The 23,113-nt window shown below is 39.4% G+C and carries 20 protein-coding genes and 4 tRNA genes; 6 read left to right on the forward strand and 18 right to left on the reverse strand.

Translation table 11 applies throughout. The features are described 5' to 3' along the window. Positions 1 to 139: 139 nt before the first annotated feature. On the forward strand, positions 140 to 1,033 hold the full coding sequence (rarD, locus tag DK861_RS07245; RefSeq protein ID WP_109399686.1) for an EamA family transporter RarD: 894 nt from the start codon (positions 140 to 142) through the stop codon (positions 1,031 to 1,033). Between the two features lie 11 nt (positions 1,034 to 1,044). Here rarD and DK861_RS07250 read toward each other — a convergent pair whose 3' ends face one another. From DK861_RS07250 to DK861_RS07280, 7 genes are all read right to left on the reverse strand, one after another. Then, on the reverse strand, positions 1,045 to 1,440 hold the full coding sequence (locus DK861_RS07250; protein ID WP_109399687.1) for a hypothetical protein: 396 nt from the start codon (positions 1,438 to 1,440) through the stop codon (positions 1,045 to 1,047). A gap of 146 nt (positions 1,441 to 1,586) precedes the next feature. After that, positions 1,587 to 3,740 (reverse strand): DNA helicase II, encoded by a 2,154-nt coding sequence (uvrD, locus tag DK861_RS07255; protein WP_072064593.1) that lies wholly within the window; start codon positions 3,738 to 3,740, stop codon positions 1,587 to 1,589. Between the two features lie 144 nt (positions 3,741 to 3,884). Beyond that, positions 3,885 to 4,601 (reverse strand): 5-amino-6-(5-phospho-D-ribitylamino)uracil phosphatase YigB, encoded by a 717-nt coding sequence (gene yigB, locus DK861_RS07260; RefSeq protein WP_109399688.1) that lies wholly within the window; start codon positions 4,599 to 4,601, stop codon positions 3,885 to 3,887. Further along, positions 4,601 to 5,524: a tyrosine recombinase XerC gene (gene xerC, locus DK861_RS07265; RefSeq protein WP_109399689.1), complete on the reverse strand. Its 924-nt coding sequence runs from the start codon at positions 5,522 to 5,524 to the stop codon at positions 4,601 to 4,603. Before xerC ends, yigB begins: the two co-directional genes overlap by 1 nt. Beyond that, positions 5,521 to 6,231: a DUF484 domain-containing protein gene (locus DK861_RS07270; protein ID WP_072064596.1), complete on the reverse strand. Its 711-nt coding sequence runs from the start codon at positions 6,229 to 6,231 to the stop codon at positions 5,521 to 5,523. The genes xerC and DK861_RS07270 overlap by 4 nt, the downstream gene beginning before the upstream one ends. Before the next feature lie 25 nt (positions 6,232 to 6,256). Then, the gene (dapF, locus tag DK861_RS07275; protein ID WP_072064597.1) at positions 6,257 to 7,081 is read right to left on the reverse strand and encodes a diaminopimelate epimerase; all 825 of its coding nucleotides are present in this window, start codon (positions 7,079 to 7,081) and stop codon (positions 6,257 to 6,259) included. Positions 7,082 to 7,122: 41 nt separating this feature from the next. Next, entirely contained in the window at positions 7,123 to 7,290 is a 168-nt protein-coding gene (locus tag DK861_RS07280; protein WP_006535806.1) for a lipoprotein, read from the reverse strand. 79 nt (positions 7,291 to 7,369) lie between these two features. Here DK861_RS07280 and cyaY point away from each other — a divergent pair, with 79 nt between their 5' ends. Further along, positions 7,370 to 7,687 (forward strand): iron donor protein CyaY, encoded by a 318-nt coding sequence (gene cyaY / locus DK861_RS07285; RefSeq protein WP_109399691.1) that lies wholly within the window; start codon positions 7,370 to 7,372, stop codon positions 7,685 to 7,687. A 70-nt stretch (positions 7,688 to 7,757) separates the two neighbouring features. Here the strand turns inward: cyaY and DK861_RS07290 are convergent, their stop codons facing one another. Then, positions 7,758 to 10,352, reverse strand: a complete 2,595-nt coding sequence (locus DK861_RS07290) for a class I adenylate cyclase (protein ID WP_072064600.1) — start codon at positions 10,350 to 10,352, stop codon at positions 7,758 to 7,760. A gap of 998 nt (positions 10,353 to 11,350) precedes the next feature. Between DK861_RS07290 and hemC the strand changes: the two genes are divergently transcribed. From hemC to hemY, 4 genes are read left to right on the forward strand one after another with little or no spacing between them, the layout of a single operon-like run. Then, positions 11,351 to 12,292: a hydroxymethylbilane synthase gene (gene hemC / locus DK861_RS07295; RefSeq protein ID WP_072064601.1), complete on the forward strand. Its 942-nt coding sequence runs from the start codon at positions 11,351 to 11,353 to the stop codon at positions 12,290 to 12,292. Then, positions 12,289 to 13,026, forward strand: coding sequence for a uroporphyrinogen-III synthase (hemD, locus tag DK861_RS07300; protein ID WP_109399692.1), 738 nt, complete (start codon positions 12,289 to 12,291; stop codon positions 13,024 to 13,026). The genes hemC and hemD overlap by 4 nt, the downstream gene beginning before the upstream one ends. A gap of 20 nt (positions 13,027 to 13,046) precedes the next feature. Next, the gene (gene hemX, locus DK861_RS07305) at positions 13,047 to 14,315 is read left to right on the forward strand and encodes a uroporphyrinogen-III C-methyltransferase (protein WP_109399693.1); all 1,269 of its coding nucleotides are present in this window, start codon (positions 13,047 to 13,049) and stop codon (positions 14,313 to 14,315) included. A 4-nt stretch (positions 14,316 to 14,319) separates the two neighbouring features. Further along, entirely contained in the window at positions 14,320 to 15,540 is a 1,221-nt protein-coding gene (hemY, locus tag DK861_RS07310) for a protoheme IX biogenesis protein HemY (protein ID WP_072064604.1), read from the forward strand. A gap of 82 nt (positions 15,541 to 15,622) precedes the next feature. Here hemY and DK861_RS07315 read toward each other — a convergent pair whose 3' ends face one another. The 10 genes from DK861_RS07315 to rffA form a co-directional block, all read right to left on the reverse strand. Further along, positions 15,623 to 15,940, reverse strand: coding sequence for a hypothetical protein (locus DK861_RS07315; protein WP_109399694.1), 318 nt, complete (start codon positions 15,938 to 15,940; stop codon positions 15,623 to 15,625). A 942-nt stretch (positions 15,941 to 16,882) separates the two neighbouring features. After that, positions 16,883 to 16,959: transfer RNA gene (locus tag DK861_RS07325), tRNA-Pro, on the reverse strand. Between the two features lie 28 nt (positions 16,960 to 16,987). Continuing rightward, positions 16,988 to 17,074, reverse strand: a tRNA-Leu gene (locus tag DK861_RS07330). A gap of 22 nt (positions 17,075 to 17,096) precedes the next feature. After that, positions 17,097 to 17,172, reverse strand: a tRNA-His gene (locus tag DK861_RS07335). Between the two features lie 64 nt (positions 17,173 to 17,236). Further along, positions 17,237 to 17,313: transfer RNA gene (locus DK861_RS07340), tRNA-Arg, on the reverse strand. 227 nt (positions 17,314 to 17,540) lie between these two features. Then, positions 17,541 to 18,278, reverse strand: a complete 738-nt coding sequence (gene wecG, locus DK861_RS07345) for a lipopolysaccharide N-acetylmannosaminouronosyltransferase (RefSeq protein ID WP_109399695.1) — start codon at positions 18,276 to 18,278, stop codon at positions 17,541 to 17,543. Beyond that, positions 18,278 to 19,645, reverse strand: a complete 1,368-nt coding sequence (wzyE, locus tag DK861_RS07350) for an ECA oligosaccharide polymerase (protein WP_109399696.1) — start codon at positions 19,643 to 19,645, stop codon at positions 18,278 to 18,280. The genes wecG and wzyE overlap by 1 nt, the downstream gene beginning before the upstream one ends. After that, positions 19,642 to 20,727 (reverse strand): TDP-N-acetylfucosamine:lipid II N-acetylfucosaminyltransferase, encoded by a 1,086-nt coding sequence (locus tag DK861_RS07355; RefSeq protein WP_109399697.1) that lies wholly within the window; start codon positions 20,725 to 20,727, stop codon positions 19,642 to 19,644. The genes wzyE and DK861_RS07355 overlap by 4 nt, the downstream gene beginning before the upstream one ends. Further along, entirely contained in the window at positions 20,724 to 21,980 is a 1,257-nt protein-coding gene (gene wzxE / locus DK861_RS07360) for a lipid III flippase WzxE (protein ID WP_109399698.1), read from the reverse strand. The genes DK861_RS07355 and wzxE overlap by 4 nt, the downstream gene beginning before the upstream one ends. 2 nt (positions 21,981 to 21,982) lie before the next feature. Continuing rightward, entirely contained in the window at positions 21,983 to 23,113 is a 1,131-nt protein-coding gene (rffA, locus tag DK861_RS07365) for a dTDP-4-amino-4,6-dideoxygalactose transaminase (RefSeq protein WP_109399699.1), read from the reverse strand.

Here is a 23,113-nt window from a genome sequence, read left to right on the forward strand (position 1 = left end):
GCTAAAATTCATTGTGCGCGATAATGCTTAGATTAGTATTAATTACTTGTAAAAATACATGCCTAATGACACATTAAATAATGTCATTGGGTATGATAACCCCGTCACACTTTTCCTTTCCATCAAATCCAGAGATAGCATGAGCCAGAAAAACACGATGAAAGGCGTTTTATGTGCCTTAGGCGCCTATTTGATCTGGGGTATTGCCCCTGTCTATTTTAAAAGCATTCAAGAAGTGCCCGCAGAAGAGATCTTAACGCACCGCATTTTATGGTCGTTCTTTTTCATGTTGATTTTAATGACTATCAGTCGTCATTGGCCTTATTTGCGCCAATTAATACGTCAACCTAAAAAAATTCTTCTTTTAGCACTGACTGCCATTATTATCGCAACTAACTGGCTTACCTATATATGGGCGGTTAACCATGGTTATATGCTAGAAGCCAGCCTTGGCTACTTTATTAACCCACTCGTTAACGTACTATTTGGCATGCTTTTCTTGAGCGAGCGGTTCCGCCGTATGCAATGGATAGCAGTAGGTTTGGCATTTACTGGTGTATTTATTCAACTCTGGCACTTTGGTTCAGTGCCCGTGATTGGATTAAGCCTTGCCGTGACTTTTGGCCTTTATGGCTTACTGCGTAAAAAATTGGGTGTCGATGCACAAACAGGTATGCTGGTAGAGACATTATGGCTATTCCCTGTTGCATTAGTTTATATCTTATTTTTCACACATTCGCCGACTAGCAATATGCTTGAAAATAGTTGGTCATTAAATACCTTGTTAATTGCAGCCGGTATTATTACAACTGTACCGCTACTACTCTTTACAGAAGCTGCACATCATCTGCGTTTATCAACTTTGGGTTTTTTCCAATATATTGGCCCCACCTTGATGTTTATTCTTGCCACAATGGTATATGGCGAGCAAATTGATGCAGAAAGATTAGTGACCTTTGGTTTTATTTGGGTTGCCCTGATCCTCTTTACACTTGATGCACTTTATACACAACGCCGTTTAAGACGTAGCTAACCTCCTAAAACTCACTCTTCCGCTAAATTACTAATTTGTGTAAAAGCGGAAGAGAGTTTTTTCTGCTTACTCTTCTTTAATGAATGCGCACTCTTTGATTTCGCTTCTACATAGCGATTTGAGTACCTAAATAACGTTGATATTGCATTATTAACCCATTGAATATGGTTAATCACAACGCTGTAATAGAGATTAACTCGAGGAACAAAATCACGTTGATGTCTCAATAACTTACAATACAAATCTTCTTCAAATTCATTGATAGGTTCACTGGGATGATAAGTATCACACAGGACTTCCTCAGTATTTTCAATCAATAATTCATTACTAGAAAAAGAGGCGGAAGAAGTTCGCGTGCAAGGTGAAACAAAAGAGTAGGTATAAAAGAATACGCTAGAGAGTTTCATCAATTAATCCCGTTGAGTAAGAATAGATAACGAGATTATTAAGTAATCAAATCGAACATCCCTTAAAAAAACACCCTTACTTATTTGATAGATAAGTAAGGGTGTTTTTTATATTAAGATAGTAACTGCTCACTTTAAATGACAACTTACTCTAGTCGAGCAAATGCAGCTACCAGCCATTTAATACCTTCACCATTAAAGGCGATTTGTAATCGGCAATGTTCACCGCTACCTTCAATATTGATAATGGTGCCATCACCAAATTTAGGGTGCTTCACACGTTGCCCAAGCGAATAACCGGTATCATTGCTAATCGGAGTGCCTAAACGGCTATGATTGACAGGACGTGAAACCGTCGCACGTAAACGAACTTCTTCAACACACTCTTTAGGTAACTCACCAATAAAGCGAGATGGCCGATGACTGACTTCTTTTCCATATAGACGGCGGTTTTCAGCGTAAGTAAGCGTTAACTTTTTCATTGCTCGCGTGACACCCACATAAGCCAAACGACGCTCTTCTTCTAAACGCCCACCTTCATCTAGCGACATCTGACTTGGGAACATACCTTCTTCTACACCCACAATAAAGACTTGTGAAAATTCGAGCCCTTTAGCCGAATGAAGTGTCATTAACTGCACAGCATCTTGATATGCATCAGCTTGGCTTTCGCCTGATTCTAATGCAGCATGAGAAAGAAACGCTTGCAGTGGCATCAAATCTTCGTCTTCATCTTGATAACTAAATTGGCGAGTCGCAGTAACCAGCTCTTCTAAGTTTTCAATACGAGCTTGTGCTTTTTCACCTTTTTCTTGCTCATACATCGCTTTTAAACCTGAATCACGAATAATTCGGTCTGTTTGCACATGTAATGGCATATCTGCCGTTTCAGAAGCGAGTGTTTCGATCAGTTCTAAAAATCGTTGGATTGCAGCGGTTGCTCGCCCTGCTAGCATTTTATGTTCGATAACCTGTAATGCGCTTTCCCATAAGGTAATTTGGTTATCTCTTGCAACTTGGCGAACAATATCTAATGTTCTATCACCTATACCCCGTGTTGGTGTATTCACAACACGCTCGAAAGAAGCATCATCATGGCGATTCGCCGTTAATCTCATATAAGAGAGTGCATCTTTGATTTCTTGGCGCTCGAAGAAACGTTGACCGCCATAGATACGATATGGCATCGCTGCTTGTAATAATGCTTCTTCCATTATACGAGATTGAGCATTACTGCGATAAAGAATGGCACAATCTGTCAGTGCACCGCCTTCTTCTTGCCAGCGTTTAATTCGACCAACTACATAACGCGCTTCATCTAAATCATTAAAAGCACAATACAGCGAAATAGGCTCACCTTCTGCACCTTCAGTCCACAGATTTTTACCTAATCTGTCACTGTTATTAGCAATGAGTGCATTCGCGGCTTTTAGAATATTGCTGGTAGAACGATAATTTTGCTCTAATCGGATAGTCTCTGCGCCGGGGAATTCATTTAAGAAGTTTTGAATATTCTCAACCTGTGCACCACGCCAACCATAAATGGATTGGTCGTCGTCACCGACAATCATCACTTTACCCGTTTGACCCGCCAGCATTCTAATCCATGCATATTGAATACGGTTAGTATCTTGAAACTCATCAACCAAGATATTAGTAAAGCGATTTTGGTAATGTTCTAAAATTTGCGGCTTATTCAACCAAAGCTCATGAGCACGTAATAAAAGCTCTGCAAAGTCCACCAGCCCCGCACGATCGCAAGCTTCTTGATATGCTTGATACACTTTCAACCATGTTGTTTCAACAGGATTACCATAGGTTTGAATATGCTGAGGGCGTAATCCTTCATCTTTTTTACCGTTGATGTACCACATTCCTTGTCGTGCAGGCCATTGTTTATCATCAAGGTTCATCGATTTAACAATGCGACGAATAAGACGATATTGATCGTCACTGTCAATAATTTGAAAGTCTTGTGGCAAATTTGCATCAAGATAGTGTGCGCGTAATAAACGATGAGCAAGGCTATGGAACGTGCCGATCCACATACCGCCTTGACTTGTACCAATTAAGTCCTCAATACGATGTCGCATCTCTGCGGCGGCTTTATTGGTAAACGTCACCGCCATAATCGAAAAAGGAGAAGCTTGTTCAACAGATAATAACCATGCGATACGATGTACCAGTACCCGTGTTTTACCACTGCCAGCGCCAGCTAACACCAGCATATTAATGCGAGGTGCGGCTACCGCTTCACGCTGTTTATCGTTAAGGCCTTCTAGCAGATATGAGACGTCCATAATTACCAATCATTTAGTGAAGAAAATACTGTGGATATATACAGAAATAGAGAGTAAGCAACAAACTAACAGGAATTCACGTGCTATGCAAAATAAAGCCTTTCTTAACCGCGTTTATCTGTGCCATTCTTACCGCATATCACATTAAACTAATTCTATTAGTTTACTTAAATCTGTAATTTCAATATGCGGCATTACTCTGGTTTCACCTTCTTCAAACAAACTACGGCTATCAAGGTTAATCCAACACGCTTGTAATCCACTACTAACGGCTCCCTCGACATCGGTTACAAGGTGATCTCCCACATGTAGGATTTTCTCATGTGGAAGATCTAACAGTGCGGCAGCTTTATCAAACATATCAGGATAAGGTTTAGAGCGACCATCAGGGCCAGCTTTTAAAATATGTGAAAAATACTGTCCTAAACCACAACTTAATGGGTTTGCATTACCATTTGTAATCGCAATTAATGGGATTTTCTGTGCCAATTCGGTGAGAACATGATGAGTATTATTAGGTACATTAATGCGGCTACGCCAATAAGCAAAGTGCGCCATAATTTCATCCGCACCTTGTTGTGCTTTGGCTTCACTGTAACCGTAATCTAACAACATATTTCTAGCCGCAAGCCAACGCCATTGCGTAATATCATGAAAAATATCAGGATCATTTTCTAAAAGTGGCTTTTTATAATCATTCACCTCTTTTTCTGTGAAATGATTAAAACGCAGATCATATTGACGAATAAAATCCAGTGTCTCTTTTTCAGTCCTGTCCATCACTGGCACATTGTCATACAGCGTATCATCTAAATCAAAAGTCATCGCTGCGATTGGCGTCAGAGTTCTGTAAAAGCGCATTATGATTTTTCTCTCTTAGCTCTCGGATGAGCAGCATCATAGACTTTCGCTAAATGCTGAAAATCTAAGTGGGTATAAACTTGTGTGGTCGATAAATTGGCGTGCCCTAATAACTCTTGTACAGCACGCAAATCACCACTGGATTCCAATAAATGTGTGGCAAATGAGTGGCGCAATTTATGAGGGTTCACATGGCTACTTAGTCCTTGCTTAATCCCCCAAAGTTCAAACCGTTTTTGTACACTGCGCACAGATAAACGTTTACCACTTTGGGTTGAGATAAAGACAGCTTTATCTTCAGGTGCATAGAGCTCTCGTATCGGAAACCAATTTTGTAACCACTCTAGCGCTTTTCTTCCCAGCGGCACTTTTCGTTCTTTACTCCCTTTACCTAAAACACGAACTTCGCCTTCATTCATGTCGATATCGCTAATATTTAAGTTAGTCAATTCTGATAGACGTAATCCTGCACCATACATCACTTCCAACATGGTTCTATCTCTAACAGAAAGCGGATCTTTTAGGTCGATATTCATCAATTGGCTAACTTCATCAACATCCATATTTTTAGGAAGGTGACGACCCGATTTAGGCGTGCGAATACCTTTTGCTGGATTAACCGCTAACATTCCTTGCGCCACTTGCCAATCAAGAAAGCTACGTAACGCCGAAAAGCGCAAAGCAAGGCTAGTCGGTTGTAACCCGCTACGATTACTTTTTGCTAATAACATGCGTACATGTTGGCTTTCGAGTGATATCCATTGTGTGATTTTCATCGCCACCATCATTTGTGCTAATGCCATCAGTTGACGATGATAATTTTCTACTGTGACAGGGCTTAATCGGCGTTCAACTTGAATATAACGCAGGAATTGCTCGATAGCGGTGGAGAGTGTTTCTGGAATATCTATTGGTTGATTCATTGCCTTGCAATCCAACGAAGTAATAATTCGGGTAAAATATGGGCTAGCTTATCCAGCATTACTGTTCCCATCCCTTCCTGAAAATGTTGGTTATCTCGGCTATTAAAAATAATCACCCCCAAATCACCATAATGCCCTAACAATGAAAGCGCAACGGAACCAGAACGTCGTACATTCGGCATCAATAGCATTATCTCTTGCCCATTTAATGGGCCTAAATAGTGATTATCATCACCCATACGTTGAATGCGAAAATGTTCAAATGCTTGACGAGATAATGGGAGATCTTGTGCATCTAAAGGTGGCTGCAATTGCCAGCGATCAGTAAATAGGCGTAATTGAACTGAATAAAGCCCTAATCCTTTTGCCCAGAGGTTTAAGCGTTCTAGCATTTCGTGAAGAGAAGCACTGTTGGATAGTTCAGAAATTAATAATAAGAGTTGGCTAAACAGTGCTTCATTTTCCGAGGCTTGTTCTATCAACAAACGCATATCTTCTTCAAGATAATGGATACGGTTTCGTTGACGCGACATTATCCATTCAACTAAAGAAACAGTTCCTCTGACGGGATGAGGAACTTTCATTTGCTCGATATAGCTTGCATTACGGATAAAAAAACCAGGATGCTCCCTAAGGTAACGGATCACTTGTTGATCATTAAGTTCGTTTGTTTCAGGGCAACAAAACTGCTCATTTTTATCCGTCATACAGATAGCCTCTCAAAAAATAATATTATAGCTGGATGATCCCATCATAAATATGTGTCGCTGGCCCAGTCATATAAAGAGAGTTACCCTCTCCTTTCCATTCAATTAGCAGTACACCACCGGGTAAAGTCACTTTCACTCGTTTATCTAATAAACCTTGTGAAATACCGATAGCAACAGCAGCACAAGCTCCGCTACCACAGGCATTCGTTTCGCCCGCACCTCGTTCAAATACCCGTAAATGAAGGTTGTTTCTGTCTACGATCTGCATAAAACCAATATTAGCACGTTCAGGAAAACGTTCATGTTGCTCTAACACAGGTCCTAACAACTCAACTTCGGCTGTTTTAATGTCTTCAACCTGAATAACGCAATGGGGGTTTCCCATTGAAACTACACCACATAATACAGTGCGTTCCATTGCCCTGATAATATAGGTCTTTTCTGCTTTTTGTGCACGGAAAGGGATTTTTTGAGGTTCAAATTCGGGCTCCCCCATATTGACGCACACATCGTCATTATCCATAACTTGCAAGGTCATTCTGCCAGACTGTGTACTGACTTTTATCTCTCTTTTGTTTGTAAGACCTTTTAATCTCACAAATCGAGCAAAGCAACGAGCGCCATTACCACACTGCGCAACCTCACTTCCATCCGCATTAAAAATACGATAATGGAAATCGAGTTCAGGATCATAAGGAGCTTCAACCACCAATAATTGATCAAACCCAACACCAGTATGGCGATTCGCTAATCGACATATTAATTCTGGTGAAAAATAAACATTTTGAGTCACAGCATCGACCACCATAAAGTCGTTACCAAGACCATGCATTTTTGAAAATTGCATCTTGCCCCTGCCTGAAACGAAATTACCGTTTCTAAAATTGACTAATTGGTCTGAGTTGAGGCGCTCTCAACTTGCTGGGTTGGCTGGGGTGACTGTGTCATTTTTGCCTGAGTATCTTCAGGTGGGAAATAAAGAGGGCCTTTCAAGCCACAACCAGAAAGAGAAATCAGTGTTATTATAGCAAGAGTGCAACGTAAATACGTTTTCATTCGAAATCTGCCTGTCATTTATTTGGTTAATATCCTCTATAATCGCAGTTAGATCTCGAAAAGCAAATAGGAAATGAAGATGAACGACAGTGAATTTCACCAATTAGCTGACGAACTCTTGTCAGAAATAGAACAAACTATTGATAATTATGAAGGTGACGCAGATATTGATTGTGAAATCAATGGCGGTGTAATGACATTAACCTTTGAAAATAATAGCAAAATTATTATTAATCGTCAGGAAGCGTTTCATCAAATTTGGTTAGCAACACGTTCTGGTGGTTATCACTTTGATTGGAAAGATGAGCAATGGATTTGTGATAGAAGTGGCGGTGAATTTTTAACCATGCTAGCACAAGCAATAACAGAACAAAGTGGGGAAGCGTTTTCTTTCTAAGAAGCGCGGTTAATTACAATAATGGGAGCTATCAAAGCTCCCATTTGTGTTTTTATTGGCTCGTACTCAATTAAGTGTGTTGCACAGCTTTATAATCTGTAAATCCGTGGGCAATAATATTCATCTCAGGTTGCGCTTCTTTACTACCTAGATCGGATAATTTACCAAATGATCCACCAGCAAAAGGTAACACTTGTGTTAAGCCTTCCACTTTCACAATTTGATAAAATTGTGGCAAGTTAAAATTGATAAAGCTTGAGCCATATGTAAATCGGTCATGAGAGGAAGAGTAGAAACGGCTAACATCTTTCACTAACTCTTCTTTACTTCCTTCACAATGGGAATAAATTTCGACGCGATTTGCTTCATCTAAGATATAGATATTAAAGACATTATTATCTTCTGTGGTTTCAAAGAAGAATTGGATAATCCCTTCACACGCAAAACCATCAATCACCGCAGGTAAATAGCGAGCATCTTTATCTAATTTAACCGGCAACCCATGAAGCTTGTTATATGAAATTGCACCATAAAACTCGATAGCATTTTCTAATTTTTGTACTGACACATTGAGGCGTTCAAAGAACAATCCCCACGTTTGCCCAGCAATACGCAAAGCTTTAAAACGCCCCGGCTCTAAACGATTCGTTGATAACCGCAATTCAATACATTCTGAAACTAACTGCTGAACACGAGTACGGATTAAACCACGCAAATGTTGGCTATAACAGAATACTTCAACAGAAGCAGGTGGAGCCGCATCTTGGTGCATTTTACCTAAAATCGTTTTTAACGATTCCAACATAGATTGTGTACCACTGAAATGAAGGGTTCTTACTTCATTCCAAGAGTTACGATACAACAAATCAATGCTACCAATAAGACACTGCTCTTTTTCGCCAAAACTAAAGACATCTAATTTTCTAAAATCAAAGTGAACCACTTGATCAGAAAAACTTTCTGTTGGGTCAGTTTCTAAATTGACAATAATCGCAAGGTGTCTAATTTCACAAGGGCTATACAGTGCTTTCGGTGTCGGTGCAGGTAAACGAATCGGGAAATGGCTCGACATATCCCTAACTAATTCATGTAGTTTAATTTCATCACAAGAGGATTCTCCTTGATGAATATAAACTCGAGACTCTTTCGTTAACAGCCCATTAAAGTAAGACCATGCCACTAATTTATTTAAATAGCGGTTATATTCTAATGGTTGATGTCCAACGATATTTTCAAAATCAGGGGCACGATTATATAAATACCAACCGCTACGATTTGCTCGGCCTTGTGGTACATAAATAAAGGTTAAATGCGACTCTGATAAATCAGGAGATATTTGCGGATTAACCAGTGTCACTTTACCAGGCAATGCTTCGAATGCCGCATAAAGTTTACGTGTTAATACACCAATATCTTGTGGACTTGCACTGACACTTAAATTATTGCGACGCGCGAAACGGATAAGATTACGATAGCTTTGCATCATCGTATCTAATAGTTCGTTGTGCGCATCACGTACTCGCTCGATTTTCCAGCTATCACGGGTATCGAGTATCGTTAACCGTTCGTTATCCCATTGCCACTGAGTGACCAATTGCGATAAAACTTGTCGTCTCCAACCTTCGGATTCATTTTGTGTTTTTTCGTTAGATAATTTTTCACACACTTTAAGGTAAAAACAGCGACGGATAAGATCAAGGCGGGTTAAATCATTGATAGAAACCAAATAACGAGTAACACGCTCAAGCATCATACAATAAGCATCTAAACCATAATTAACGATTTCGCCACGGTGTAGATGTTGCTTCATCTCTAATGCCAGCAGTTTTCCATTAGGATAATCCGCTGAATAAGCTTCTAATAAAATACTTTTTAATACCGCTTTATATGGTGAATCAACGCTTTTATAAAGTTGCCATAAACTTGCACCAAAATACTCTTCGGCTGAAAGTTCACCTAACCCCCCCAAATCTAACCACTCATTGGGTGTTAATACGCCCTGAGCATAAAGGGAGTTAACATATTCATCATAATGGTGTTCTTCTTCTACTGGCACCATCGTCCATAGCAAGCGTTTACCTGCAAGACGTACCGCTGTACGGTAAAATTCATCAAGTAAAAGAATATGTTGAGTAGAACCACAATCTTCCCCACCTAAGCTACCGCTTGCATGATGGCGAAATCTATTTTCATCGATTAAGAAAAATGTAACGTCAATGCCTAGCTCACCAGCCCACTGTTCAATCAGTTGGCACTTACGTTGTAAAAGCGCACGCTCATCCTGATCCAGCCATGATTGATGGCAGACCCAAATATCAATATCAGAGCAGTGACTTTGCCCAATAGAAGAAGTGCTACCCATCGAGTAGATGCCAGTAATTGGCAACTCTCCGCTGGCGTACCCTTCCATTGGCTCATCACATAATGCGTTAATCAGCTTATTGGCCCATTGACGTTGCATGTCATCAGGTTCAAAGAAACATGTGCCGTGAGGAACATTTCCTTGTATGTAGCCGGGCAACTCAGGATGGTGGTAATGCAATAAAACAGGAATTAAACCATAGACCTGTTTAAAAACATCACACATCGATGCAAATGCTCGTTCCAGTCTGAGTTGATTAATCGCATCCAGCCGTTGCTTCAGTGTTTCAATATAAAGATACAAGAGTTTCGCCTGAACAATACTAAGAAGATAGTAGAATCTGAGTTTATAAGTCACCAAGGTTGAGTTAAGTAATATTAATAGATAAAACTTTACTAACAAAATCTCGGAAACGTGATCAATTTAACACCTTGAACGCAAGGCGTAAAGAGGATCTCAAAATATAGCACCAAGATCTAAAAGTGATATTTAAACGCTTAATCGTGTAAAGCTATCGAATAAATACCCTTAGAATCATGAAGATAAATCACTTTACTTACATAAAAAATGATAAAAAAAATCGCTCAATCCTCTCTTTAGCCTATAAAAATCCCTGTTTACTTAATGATGAAACTGAAAATAAATTTTGACAAAACATCAAAAAGCGATAAAAAATCGGAAATAGAAACAACTGATTGATAATAATGAATTATTTATATTTTTTGATTGTTTTTCATTTTTATACTTAAAATAATAATTCTATTTTTAATATTGCGATAATAATATTTAAAATAATATTTAATTTTTATTAATTATTTATTTAAATTAAGACTAAATTCTTTTCTCTATTTTTATTATTTCTCTTTCTTTTATTTAATAATAATTTTGTTAAAATTTATCGTGTTTTTATATATTAAAAAAATAATAAGAAAGATAAGCATATTTACAATAATAGCCGTTTTATCAATATGTTCAGATAAAACATAATATTTATATCTCTTCTTGCTTATAGCTTGTTAATAAATATAATCTAATGTTTTAATCTTGTTAATAACCACACTTTTAATATAGATATAAAAAGAATAAAATTCTAAAAATAACTAAACCCAATAGTATCCATTAATAAATTACTTATTTTTTATTTCCTTTTTCTTTTTTTCTTTTTCGATGATGACCTCATTTCTTTCATTGTTATTACGATACAAAGCGCCTTAACTGGAAAATTGGGCCTTAAAGTGTTAAAACAATGGCTTATTTCTAAACAAAAATATCGCTAATCGCTCGGAAGAGATAATACTATTATGTCAAAAAGTACCATCCGTATTGCTACCCGCCAAAGTCCTCTCGCTATGTGGCAGGCGCTTTATGTGAAAGAACAACTGCAACTTACTCATCCAGGTTTAGTCGTCGAATTAGTACCGATGGTCACTAAAGGTGACATCATCCTAGATACACCTTTAGCTAAAGTGGGTGGCAAAGGGCTATTCGTAAAAGAATTAGAACTTGCTCTACTTGAATCACGTGCAGATATTGCTGTGCACTCTATGAAAGATGTTCCTATTGATTTCCCCGAAGGCTTAGGATTAGTTACTATTTGTGAACGTGAAGATCCTCGTGATGCCTTTGTTTCTAATCATTATAATGCGTTAGAAGAACTTCCTGCGGGTAGTATTGTAGGCACATCAAGTTTACGTCGCCAATGTCAATTAAAAGCACAACGCCCTGATCTGATTATTCGTGATTTACGAGGTAATGTAGGCACTCGCTTAAGTAAATTAGATAACGGCGATTACGATGCTATTATTCTTGCTGTTGCAGGCTTAAAACGCCTAGGCCTTAATGAACGTATTCGTACGCCATTATCAGCTGAGCAATCTTTACCCGCGGTTGGACAAGGCGCAGTGGGAATTGAGTGTCGCTTAGATGACAATGAAACTCGCCAGCTATTAGATGCGCTCAATCATTCCCGAACAGCAATTTGTGTTAAAGCAGAACGTGCAATGAATACGCGCCTTGAAGGCGGTTGCCAGGTTCCAATTGGAAGCTACGCTATTTGGCAAGATGACAAAATTTGGTTGCGGGCTTTAGTCGGTTCACCTGATGGTGAAACTATTTTACGAGGTGAACGTTTAGTGACGCCTGAAAACGCTGAAACCGCAGGCATCTCATTGGCTGAAGAGCTTTTAGATAAAGGTGCAAGAGCTATTTTAACGGCAGTGTATCAAGGTAGCACACCTGCATGAGTATTTTAGTTACTCGCCCCAACCCAGCAGGAAAAGCATTAACCCAGCGTTTAATTGATGCGGGTAAAACAGCTTTTCAAGCACCTTTAATCGAGATCACCGCAGGTCGTGAACTCCCTTTATTAGATGCTAAACTAAAAGGATTAAAGGCGGGTGATTGTGTATTTTTACTTTCCAAAAATGCGGTGTCATACGCAAACTGGCAGCTAAATCAATTACAACAATCATGGCCAGATACGCTATCCTATTATGGAATAGGTAAAAGCACAGCGAAAGATTTCCAACATTTAAGTAGCCTTCCAATTTGCTACCCTGAGCAAGGAGAAACCAGTGAGGATCTTCTTAACCTTCCTGCGCTTAATCAGGTGAAAAACAAGCGAATATTACTACTTAGAGGTAACGGTGGTCGTGACTTACTCGCAAAAACATTGAGTCAACGAGGCGCAATTGTTGATGAATGCGAATGTTACCAACGCCTATTTATTAATTATTCCCCTGAAGAATTTGCGCTTCAATGGGAAAAAGCACAGGTTGATACGCTTGTTGTCACTAGCGGTGAAATGTTACAACAACTGTTTGATCTAGTCGCTGAATCTAAAAAAGCATGGCTGTTAAACTGCCATTTAATTGTGGTCAGTGAACGATTAGCAACAATAGCAAAAACATTAGGGTGGGAAACTATCACCGTTGCTGAAAGTGCCAATAATGATGCTTTATTTCATGCATTAATATAGAACCTAAATGAGACGCCGATATGACGGAACAGAAAAATACAAATGATAATGACTTGCCAAAAGATGCAGTTAAAGCTGATGAGAATGTCCGCTATCAGGAAGTCAAACCTGTTAATAACAAGCGCTCAGGCCTAATTGGAAGTGCTGTTGCTATTCTTGTTATTTTGGCAATCGGTGGTGGCCTTTACTATTACACCAATCAACAAGCATCAAAGCTGAGTGTAGAAAATCAATCACTCAAATCTGAGCTTACCCAATTACAACAGCTCCAAAACACTTATCAACAACGCTTTGACAATATTGATAGCATGTTTAACTCACAAAAACAGACTATTGATAAGTTACAAAATGAGCGCCAAACAACAGAGCGCCAAATCCAAGATCTACAAACACGCTTTGCCGCTATTTCTAATGCAGATGTCAAAAGTTGGCTATTAGCACAAGCTGATTTTATGGTAAAAATGGCAGGTCGGAAGTTGTGGAATGATCAAGATGTCGTAACCGCAGTAAGTCTACTAAAAGGTGCTGATAGTAGCTTAGCGGAAATGAATGATCCGAGCTTACTTGAGATCCGCCGTGCTATTAATGAAGATATCAGCAGTTTAGCTGCTCTCACTAAAATCGATAATGATGGCACCATCTTACAATTAAACCAGTTAGCGAATCAGATTGATAATCTCCGCTTAGCGGGTTTGGAGCGTAATGGCTCACCAATGGATAAAAACGACGAAACCATTTCAGGTTCACTTTCTGATTGGAAACAGAATCTCAGCAAAAGCTGGAAAAGCTTTATGGATGATTTTATTACTATTCGTCGCCGTGATACCGCAGCCGTTCCTTTATTAGCGCCAAACCAAGATATCTATTTACGTGAGAATATTCGTTCACGTTTATTAATTGCTTCCCAAGCTGTTCCTCGCCATCAAACTGAGATCTACCAGCAATCGCTTGAGGCAGTATCCACCTGGGTTCGTGCTTATTTTGATACCTCTGATCCAAGTACAACCGCATTTTTAGATACGGTATCTGAATTAGAGAAACAACCTATTACGCTTGCAATACCATCAGAATTGAAGAGCCCGACCTTGCTAGAAAAACGAGTAGAAAAGCAAATCCGCAATTTACTGGCACAAAATGAGTATGCAGAGCCAAAAATTGCTGAAACACAAGCTGTTGAAGCCCAAGATGCCCAAGCTGTAGAAGCTGAACATAACGCATCAGAAAGCGTACAAGATGCCGCAGCTGATAGCACAGCAGTTGATGCACCAGTAACACCACGAGGAGAATAAGCTTATGTTAAAAATACTGCTCCTTTTTGTGGTGCTTATTGCGGGTATCATTTTTGGCCCACTATTGGCAGGCCATCAAGGTTATGTGCTTATACAAACTGATGATTGGGATATTGAAACCAGTGTAACCAGCTTGGTCATTATGTTTGTTTTGCTACAATTAGCACTACTACTGATTGGTTGGAGTTATCGCCGCTTTATTGGTACAGGTTCAAAAGCCTATAGTTGGTTTTCTTTCCGTAAACGTAATCGTGCGCGCAAACAAACCAGTATGGCATTAATGAAATTAGCGGAAGGTGATTTTAAAGAAGTTGAAAAACTGATGAGTCGCAATGCAGACTATGCTGAACAGCCAGTTGTAAACTACCTATTAGCAGCAGAAGCAGCACAACAGCGCGGTGATGAATTCCGAGTTCAGCAACACCTTGAACGCGCAGCTGAGCTTGCCGATACCAATCAACTTCCAGTTGATATTACACGGGTGCGTATTTTATTGGCGCAAAATGAAAATCATGCGGCGCGTACTGGCGTTGATGAATTATTAAATCAAGCACCTCGCCATCCTGAGGTTTTACGTTTAGCTGAAACGGCTTATACCCGAACCGCTGCTTGGCAAGCATTGCTTGATATCATTCCTTCCATGCAAAAAATTGCATTACACACGGATGATGAACTCGCTCAATTACGCCAAAAAGCCTACATTGGCATTATGGGGCAGAAGATGTCCGAAAATGGCTGTGATGGACTGAAAAATTGGTGGAAAGCGCAGCCTCGTAAAGTGCATCACGATAATGCATTACGTGTTGTTTTAGCTGAACACCTTATTGAATGCAACGATCCTGATAGCGCTCAAACGATCATCTTAGACGGCATTAAACGCCAATATGACGAGCGTTTGATCCTACTATTACCTCGTTTAAAAAATACAGATGCCAGTGTGATTTTGAAAGTACTCAATTCATTAATTAAACAGCATGGGCCAACACCATTACTCAATAGCACATTAGGTCAGATAGCAATGCAACAAGGGCAATGGGGTCAAGCTGAAGAGGCTTTTCGTAATGCATTAAAACAACGCCCTGATGTTCATGATTTTGCGTGGCTTGCTGATGCATTAGATAAACAGAAAAAATCTGAAGAGTCGGCGAAAGTGCGTAAAGATGCTTTATTAATGACACTGAAAAAAGACTCTGTCATTTTTGAAGAGCCTAAAAAAAGTAAATAAACACATTCGATGAGAACGTGATCATAAATCGTTTAATTAACTGATCTAAAAACCCTCTTTATTGAGGGTTTTTTTATGTGATTTAAAAGCCTCGTTGAAATAACAACACCACTTCTACACATAGAGTCAAAAACACATACACCCAAGCGATACGATAAAAGCGAGTGGGTATTCCCTTCTCATTTTCTTGCTTAAATGCCAAATAATGTTTTTTCGCTTGATAAAACACGACGATATAAATCAGTGCGATCCCCTGACAAAGAAAAACCACATATTTAGCCCATGATTTGCCACCTATAATGAGCATGATAAGAGGGATCAAAAAAAACAATAATGGGCCAAACTTCTCTATAAGAAAGAGTTTTTCTTGTGCAAGATATGCTTTTTGCTTATTTATCATATTGATGCTATCCCCAATCTCCCCTTGCACTGGATAATAGCGTGTTAATGCAGTGAATACAAAATGGATGTGTGGTTGGTATATAAAAAAACGCCTGTATAAAACTATACAGGCGCATAAATATACAATCAGGTCTACAGACGGATGGTGCCTCACTCAACGTTTCGTCCTGTTGATGATGAATGATGTTCATCGTTAACGTGGACGTAGGCACCGAATAATCGGCTCTGCATCATTCCTAGGTTTATGAAGTCATATGCTGTCATAAGGAGTGGAATGAGCATCTACAATATACATAAAGCATTTAGCGTGCCAATTTTTCATTTTTTATTAAAAATATCCCCTATCCCTAAAAAAGTAAGGTAACTTATTGAATTCTAGTTTTCCTTTCTGACTCTACTCATTTTCAATGATAAATAAGCGACGACCTGTACTTCCAACACGCTATTGCTAAGTAGAAAAAGAAAATATAGTGTCTGATATACGTCTCTTTTTCACGACAAGAAAAACACAACCAATATTTAACCCTATAAAATCAATGTATTACATGTCTCCTATTGGAGACACCCAAAGTAGCGAGTGTTGGCATTTGCCGACAAATAAAATAAAAGACTTATATTTCATATAATTACTATCTATTATTTTATGTATTTAATTCATCTTTTTTTGAAGATTAAAATTCAGCAATAAATTAAATTATTAATAACTCTTAAGTGATAAGAACGATATTTCTGTTAAAAGCATCATTTTAGTTTTCTTATCTGAAACACATAACACGAAATAAAAAACATAAATTGTAGATGTAAGATGTAGATGTAGATGTAGATGTAGATGTAGATGTAGATGTAGATGTAGATGTAGATGTAGAAAAAGTATGGCGGGTTTTAAAAAGCTAAATCGTAGATACGAAAAAGCCTCGATATAATCGAGGCTTTTTCTTATTGGTCGGCGAGAGAGGATTCGAACCTCCGACCCACTGGTCCCAAACCAGTTGCGCTACCAGGCTGCGCTACTCGCCGTCTGCATCACTGCTCTTATCTTGTTTATTGGTGCGAAGGGGGGGACTTGAACCCCCACGTCCGTTAGGACACTAACACCTGAAGCTAGCGCGTCTACCAATTCCGCCACCCTCGCATAAACAATAACTAAGATAAGATGGGGTGGCTAATGGGACTCGAACCCACGACAACTGGAATCACAATCCAGGGCTCTACCAACTGAGCTATAGCCACCATAACAGCTATCTTATTACTTCTTACAACAACGTTCTTCACCGTAACTCTTAGCACGCTTTAATGGCGCGCCCGACAGGATTCGAACCTGAGACCTCTGCCTCCGGAGGGCAGCGCTCTATCCAGCTGAGCTACGGGCGCTTCACGCCGTTGCGGGAGAGGATAGTACGGATTTACGCTCTGTCTGTCTAGTGCTTTTTGAAAAAAAAAGTTTGTTTGACGATAGTTTGTGCATTTCGTCGATAAATGGAGCGCTTTTACACACTAAACGCCCCGTCAGTATAATAATTAAACAACCAAGATGCTAGATAAAAGCATGAATAAATTATTTAATCAGCTCCATCTAACAAAAAAAGACGCTATTACGACTACAATTTATTGGAATAATAATACCCGACGAATTTTAGTAGCTTAAATTGACGCTTAATTCGGCTTGGTTGTGATAACAAACGATATAACCATTCTAAGCCAAGGTTCTGCCATGCTTTCGGTGCTCTTTTAACATGACCTGTAAATACGTCATAAGTTCCGCCAACGCCCATATATAAAGCATCAGGATAAATTTCACGACATGCACGAATAAATAGCTCTTGCTTCGGTGATCCCATGGCAATAGTCACTATCTTCGCACCAGAGGCCTTTATACGCTCAAATAACACCTCTCTATCTTGTGGTGTGAAGTAACCGTTCTGACTCCCCACAATATTTACGTTCCACTGTGCTTTAAGCTTATTTTCGGTTTGAGAAAGAATTTCAGGTTTACCACCGACAAGAAAGACCGGCGTTCCCTCTTTACCAGCCCTTTCCATTAATGCTTCCCATAAATCTGCACCTGCAATACGAGAAACATTTGCATCAGGATACTTGCGACGAATACCTCGCACGACACTGATACCGTCTGCATAAAGATAATCCGCTTCATTGAGTAGCTCATTGAGTGCTGAGTCTGTTTCTGCCGTGAGAATTTTTTCTGCATTAATGGCAATCAAAGAGCCGCTTTTTATTTGTGCTCCTTCATAGAGATAATCCAGAAAATGAGCCATATCGCGAAATCCCCAGATATTATGTCCACGGATTGAATACTTCGGAATTGAATTGGATCCCATTACTTTTCCTTTTTCTCTAAACAACGAAGTTCACTTTGTATTTGGCGGGTTACGTAATTACGCACTAATCCCGCACTTTCAAATAGCCAATAAAGCAGTTTGGCGGCCACCAAACATAAACCAAAAATTAAACAGAAAAACACAACGCGAGAAACGAAAGAATCAACACCTTCCCGCGCCAAAACAATCATATTAAAAATAGCCCCAAAGCAGAACGCTTGCAAAATAGCCGATTTATAACGATTGCTTTCATTGAGCCCTTGCTGATATAGCCAATCAAACCACTTAATAATCAGTCCTACAACAATTGCACCTAATGGGATAAAGGCAATGCCTCCCATTACAACTAATGAGCCAATTAAGGTCGGTGAAATGGCAAGCCCCGCGTGGTAATTAAGCACTTCCCATGTAAAGTAATTTGCCGAGTTCAGCACAACATCAGGGCGTTCTGGCCATACCCAAGAAGGAATAAAGACATAGAAATCACGAACGATTGGCGCAAGCCCTTGAAACTCAATCTTGTCATAATTATTAAGTAACAATGCTAGATTTTCCCAAGGAGAGAACGTATCGCGAGTGAGATACAAGAAAGTATAGAATGCCTCGGCACCACTGACATCAAGCCCATAACGTTTTAATGCCAGCCAAAACATGCCAACAATACTCATCACTCCTGCTGCAACCAGCATCCATAAGGTTATCCAGCCGCGAACAATACCGATAAACAAAAACAGCGCGAAAGCGATGATGATATTAGCGCGGGTTCCTCCCACGATAATGTAAGTTAAGATCCCAAAACCCACCGTTGCACAAAGGAAGAAGATCCAGCGCTGTTGAGTCGGTTTTAAGAAATAGACCACCAGCATGGCGGGAATAAAGAAATAGAAAAAGCGCTTAAGCGCCACACCCGATACTTGGCTTGAAAAAATTTGGCTATATGTTTTGAGCTTAAAAAGTAAAAAACCATTTTGTAGGAAGAAAATACCCACAGTTACAAAGGCAATTAATGCCAATAAAATCCAAGTGAGGTTGGTTTCTACTCTATTCATCGTAAATAACGACCTAGAAGGGCCGTCAACCGATTTTCTCAGTCTTACCTTATAAGTTACATAATAAATGGCATAGAAGCTGGTAGAGGCTAATAGTGCGTATAATAATGAGTCAACGGGTACAACTGCGACATCAAATTGGAATACCAACATACAAGTTAGTGGAAAGCCAAAATAGAAAGTCAGCAGATAGAGCATTGAGAAAAAAACATTAAAATTAAAACGAACTCGACGAAACTCTTGATAAGTCAGTAATAAGATAAAACTTAAAGAGATAAAATAAACAAGTGTTAAGCCACCCAGTTCCGCCAATGTCATTGCGGCTCTCCTGTACTCATCTCAATTAACGCTTTCCAACCGTCCGTAAAATTAGGCGCAAAGAAGGCAATATTTTGGCGATCAAGTATCAACAATTGACGTTTAGCCTCTTCAATTAGCGCAACATCTAATTTATCACCTGAGAAAAAGACTGGAACATTCTGTTCTGTTAAATCTTGCCAAAACGGGTTTTGACGGCTAATAACAAAAGGGATCGCAAATTGAATCAGCAGACAAAGGGTGCCAATACCTTGTTGTCGATGAAAAATAAAATAACCTAAATCACATGTTTTCAATAACGCTAGATAATCATCAAATACCAATTTATCACGTAATATTTCAACCTGATTATAGGGAAGCAACTGGCTAGCGGCTTGAGCGACTTCATCAATATAAACGCGATTGTTTTCAGGATATCCCATTGGAATAATCACTTTTGCACGTGTTCCATATTGCTCTGCAATTGCCTGTAACGCTTCAATGTGGCGATTCGAGCTATCCCCTGAATTACCCACAATAATGGTAAGTTGTTTTTCATCAATAGGCGCTTTTTCTGTCACCGTAAGCGCAGGATCCATTCTTGTTGGAAAATAGAGTAAATTGGCAGGAATATTAACGTTAAATTGCGCGAAGTAGTTAAGATCACCTCGTGTACCAAATACTCGCCCCACGCGTTTTTGAGCGAGTTTACGAAGAAGATAGAAAAGTCTAAATTTTAGCTGTTTAGAATCCTGATACAAATCAGCACCCCAAATATGCCACCAAAATTGATGACGTTTAATTTTGCCTGTTAATAATGCCAACCAAATAGGTGCATTAAACTGGCCTAAAAAAAGGAATCGTTGGTGAGTATCGGCTTTTGCCAATGTGACCACTCTCTGTGCAACCTGCTTTTTATCGACTAAACACTCAATATCTAAAGCTGGATAGCTTTCTTGCAGTGAAGTATTTTTACTGGCAACGATAAAACGAGGTTTATACATTAACCCCGCCTCAGTCACGAGGTGGTCGTTAAAAAAACGTAACATTGTGTTGTTATGATGCACAATGTCTGAACCTAGTACGTAAATCAAAGTTGTCATTTGCGCCTGCAATAAATCACGAAAACGGAACTACAGAGAAGGAAGTAAATAATGTACGTTGCCATATAGGCTTGAGCGGCACCTAGTGCGCCATGTTCAGGAATAAGCCAACGCGAAAATAGCGTTAATAAGGCAAATTGACTGACTTCTGTAAGGATATAAAAACGCAGTGCCGCTTTTGCAATGATGAGATAACCAAAGACATAAGCGCCTACCTTTAAAACATCACCGACAAGTTGCCATGCGAATAAATCACGCATAGCGACAAATTTATCTGAAAACAGTAACCAGATCGCGAAATCACGTAATAACCACACCATAAAACTTGCAACCGCTACCACGGGTAATACAAACTTCAGTGACTTAACAATCTCTTTGGTAATATCACTCTTTTGCGTTAATCGGGAGAGTGTTGGCAGTAAATAAACTGAGAACGATGCGGTAATAAACTGCAAATAAGCATCTGAAATACTGGTCACCCCTTGCCAAATCCCTACGTCTTCCCAACTATAGTGCTCAGCAAGTAAATTACGCATCATGATATAAGCGACGGGTAATGTAATCGAGGTCAGTATTGCCATAATGGTAAACTTACCAAGATGACTTGCTATCGCCTTATCCCAATGAGGTTTAAGCTCACTGAAAGCGAAGCGTTTACGCTTGACTACTAAAAATGTAGCAGGAAATAAAATAAGTGCTGGAACTAATGCTAATCCAATCAATGCACCGTGATAACCCGCAAACAAATAGCACAAATAATAAGCAACAACACCAATAATGCTGCCTGCAATCACAGATAAGGCATTACCTGCTGCGTCACGATAACCTTTTAATATGGCAAGAAAATAGTTGCTATATGCTATCCCCATTTGAATAAAAGCAACGGCTCTTACAATATCCTGATATTGATGATAATTATCACCAAATAACATTTGGCTAATGGGGGCAGAAAAAAGAAGAAATAAAATAGCCAATAGTGTGGAAAATAGCAAAATCATGGATGATGAAGTACCCAACACTTTTTTACGTTGAATATCATCATCTTGATATTGTGCGATTAATTTCGTCACACCATTAAAAATGCCCGCACCAGACAAGACGCCGAGTACGGTAATTAATTGACGAAAGTTACCCGCTAACCCGACTCCTGTTGGACCAAAAGAGACTGCAAGTAACTTAACGACAAGCAGACCAGCCCCGATTTTTATCAGGGTTGATCCCGCTGTCCAAATTGATGCTTTGGCTAATGACATAATTAAGCAAAGAAATCGCGAATGTGGCCAATAACAGTCTGCTGCTCTTCTTCTGTCATATTGTAGAACATAGGTAAACGCACTAAACGCTCACTTTCTTGTGTAGTGAAAATATCTTCACCATCAAAACGACCAAATTTCATACCTGCTGGACTGGTATGTAGTGACACATAGTGGAATACCGTTAAGACACCATGCGCTTTCATATAGTCATTAAACGCACTACGTTGCTCAATATTTTTCAGTTTGATATAGAACATATGCGCATTGTGTTCTAACCCTTCAGGAACGATTGGCAGCGCTAATAAGCCTTTTTCCGCTAATGGCGTTAATGCATCATAGTAAATCTGCCAAAATGCTAAACGACGCTCATTAATTTTTTCGGCTTCTTCAAGTTGAGCCCACAGGTAGGCTGCTTGTAAATCTGACATTAAGTAGCTAGAACCAATATCACGCCAAGTGTATTTATCTACTTGGCCACGGAAAAATTGGCTACGGTTAGTGCCTTTTTCACGAATAACTTCTGCGCGATTGATTAAATCAGGATCGTTAATTAACGTTGCACCGCCCTCACCGCCTGATGAGTAATTTTTAGTTTCATGGAAACTATAACAACCAATATGACCAATCGTACCAAGAGCCTTACCCTTGTAAGTTGACATAACACCTTGTGCCGCATCTTCAATCACGAACAGGTTATGTCTTTTCGCAATCGCCATAATGGTATCCATTTCACAGGCAACACCTGCATAATGAACAGGCACGATAGCACGAGTTTTTTCTGTAATCGCCGCTTCAATTTTTGTTTCATCGATATTCATGGTATCTGGACGGATATCAACAAAAACAATCGTTGCTCCACGTAATACAAACGCATTAGAGGTCGAAACAAAGGTAAAACTCGGCATAATGACTTCATCGCCTGACTTGATATCTAATAAGATAGCAGCCATTTCAAGCGATGCAGTACAAGATGGCGTTAACAGCGTTTTATGACAATGAAATTGTTCTTCTAACCACTTTTCACATTTTTTTGTGAAATTGCCATCGCCACAGAGCTTGCCACTTTCCATGGCCTGTTTCATATATTCTAATTCGGTGCCGACAACGGGTGGTTTATTAAACGGAATCAT

The organism is Proteus sp. TJ1640 (assembly GCF_003144445.1).
Taxonomy (GTDB): Bacteria; Pseudomonadota; Gammaproteobacteria; order Enterobacterales; family Enterobacteriaceae; genus Proteus; species Proteus penneri.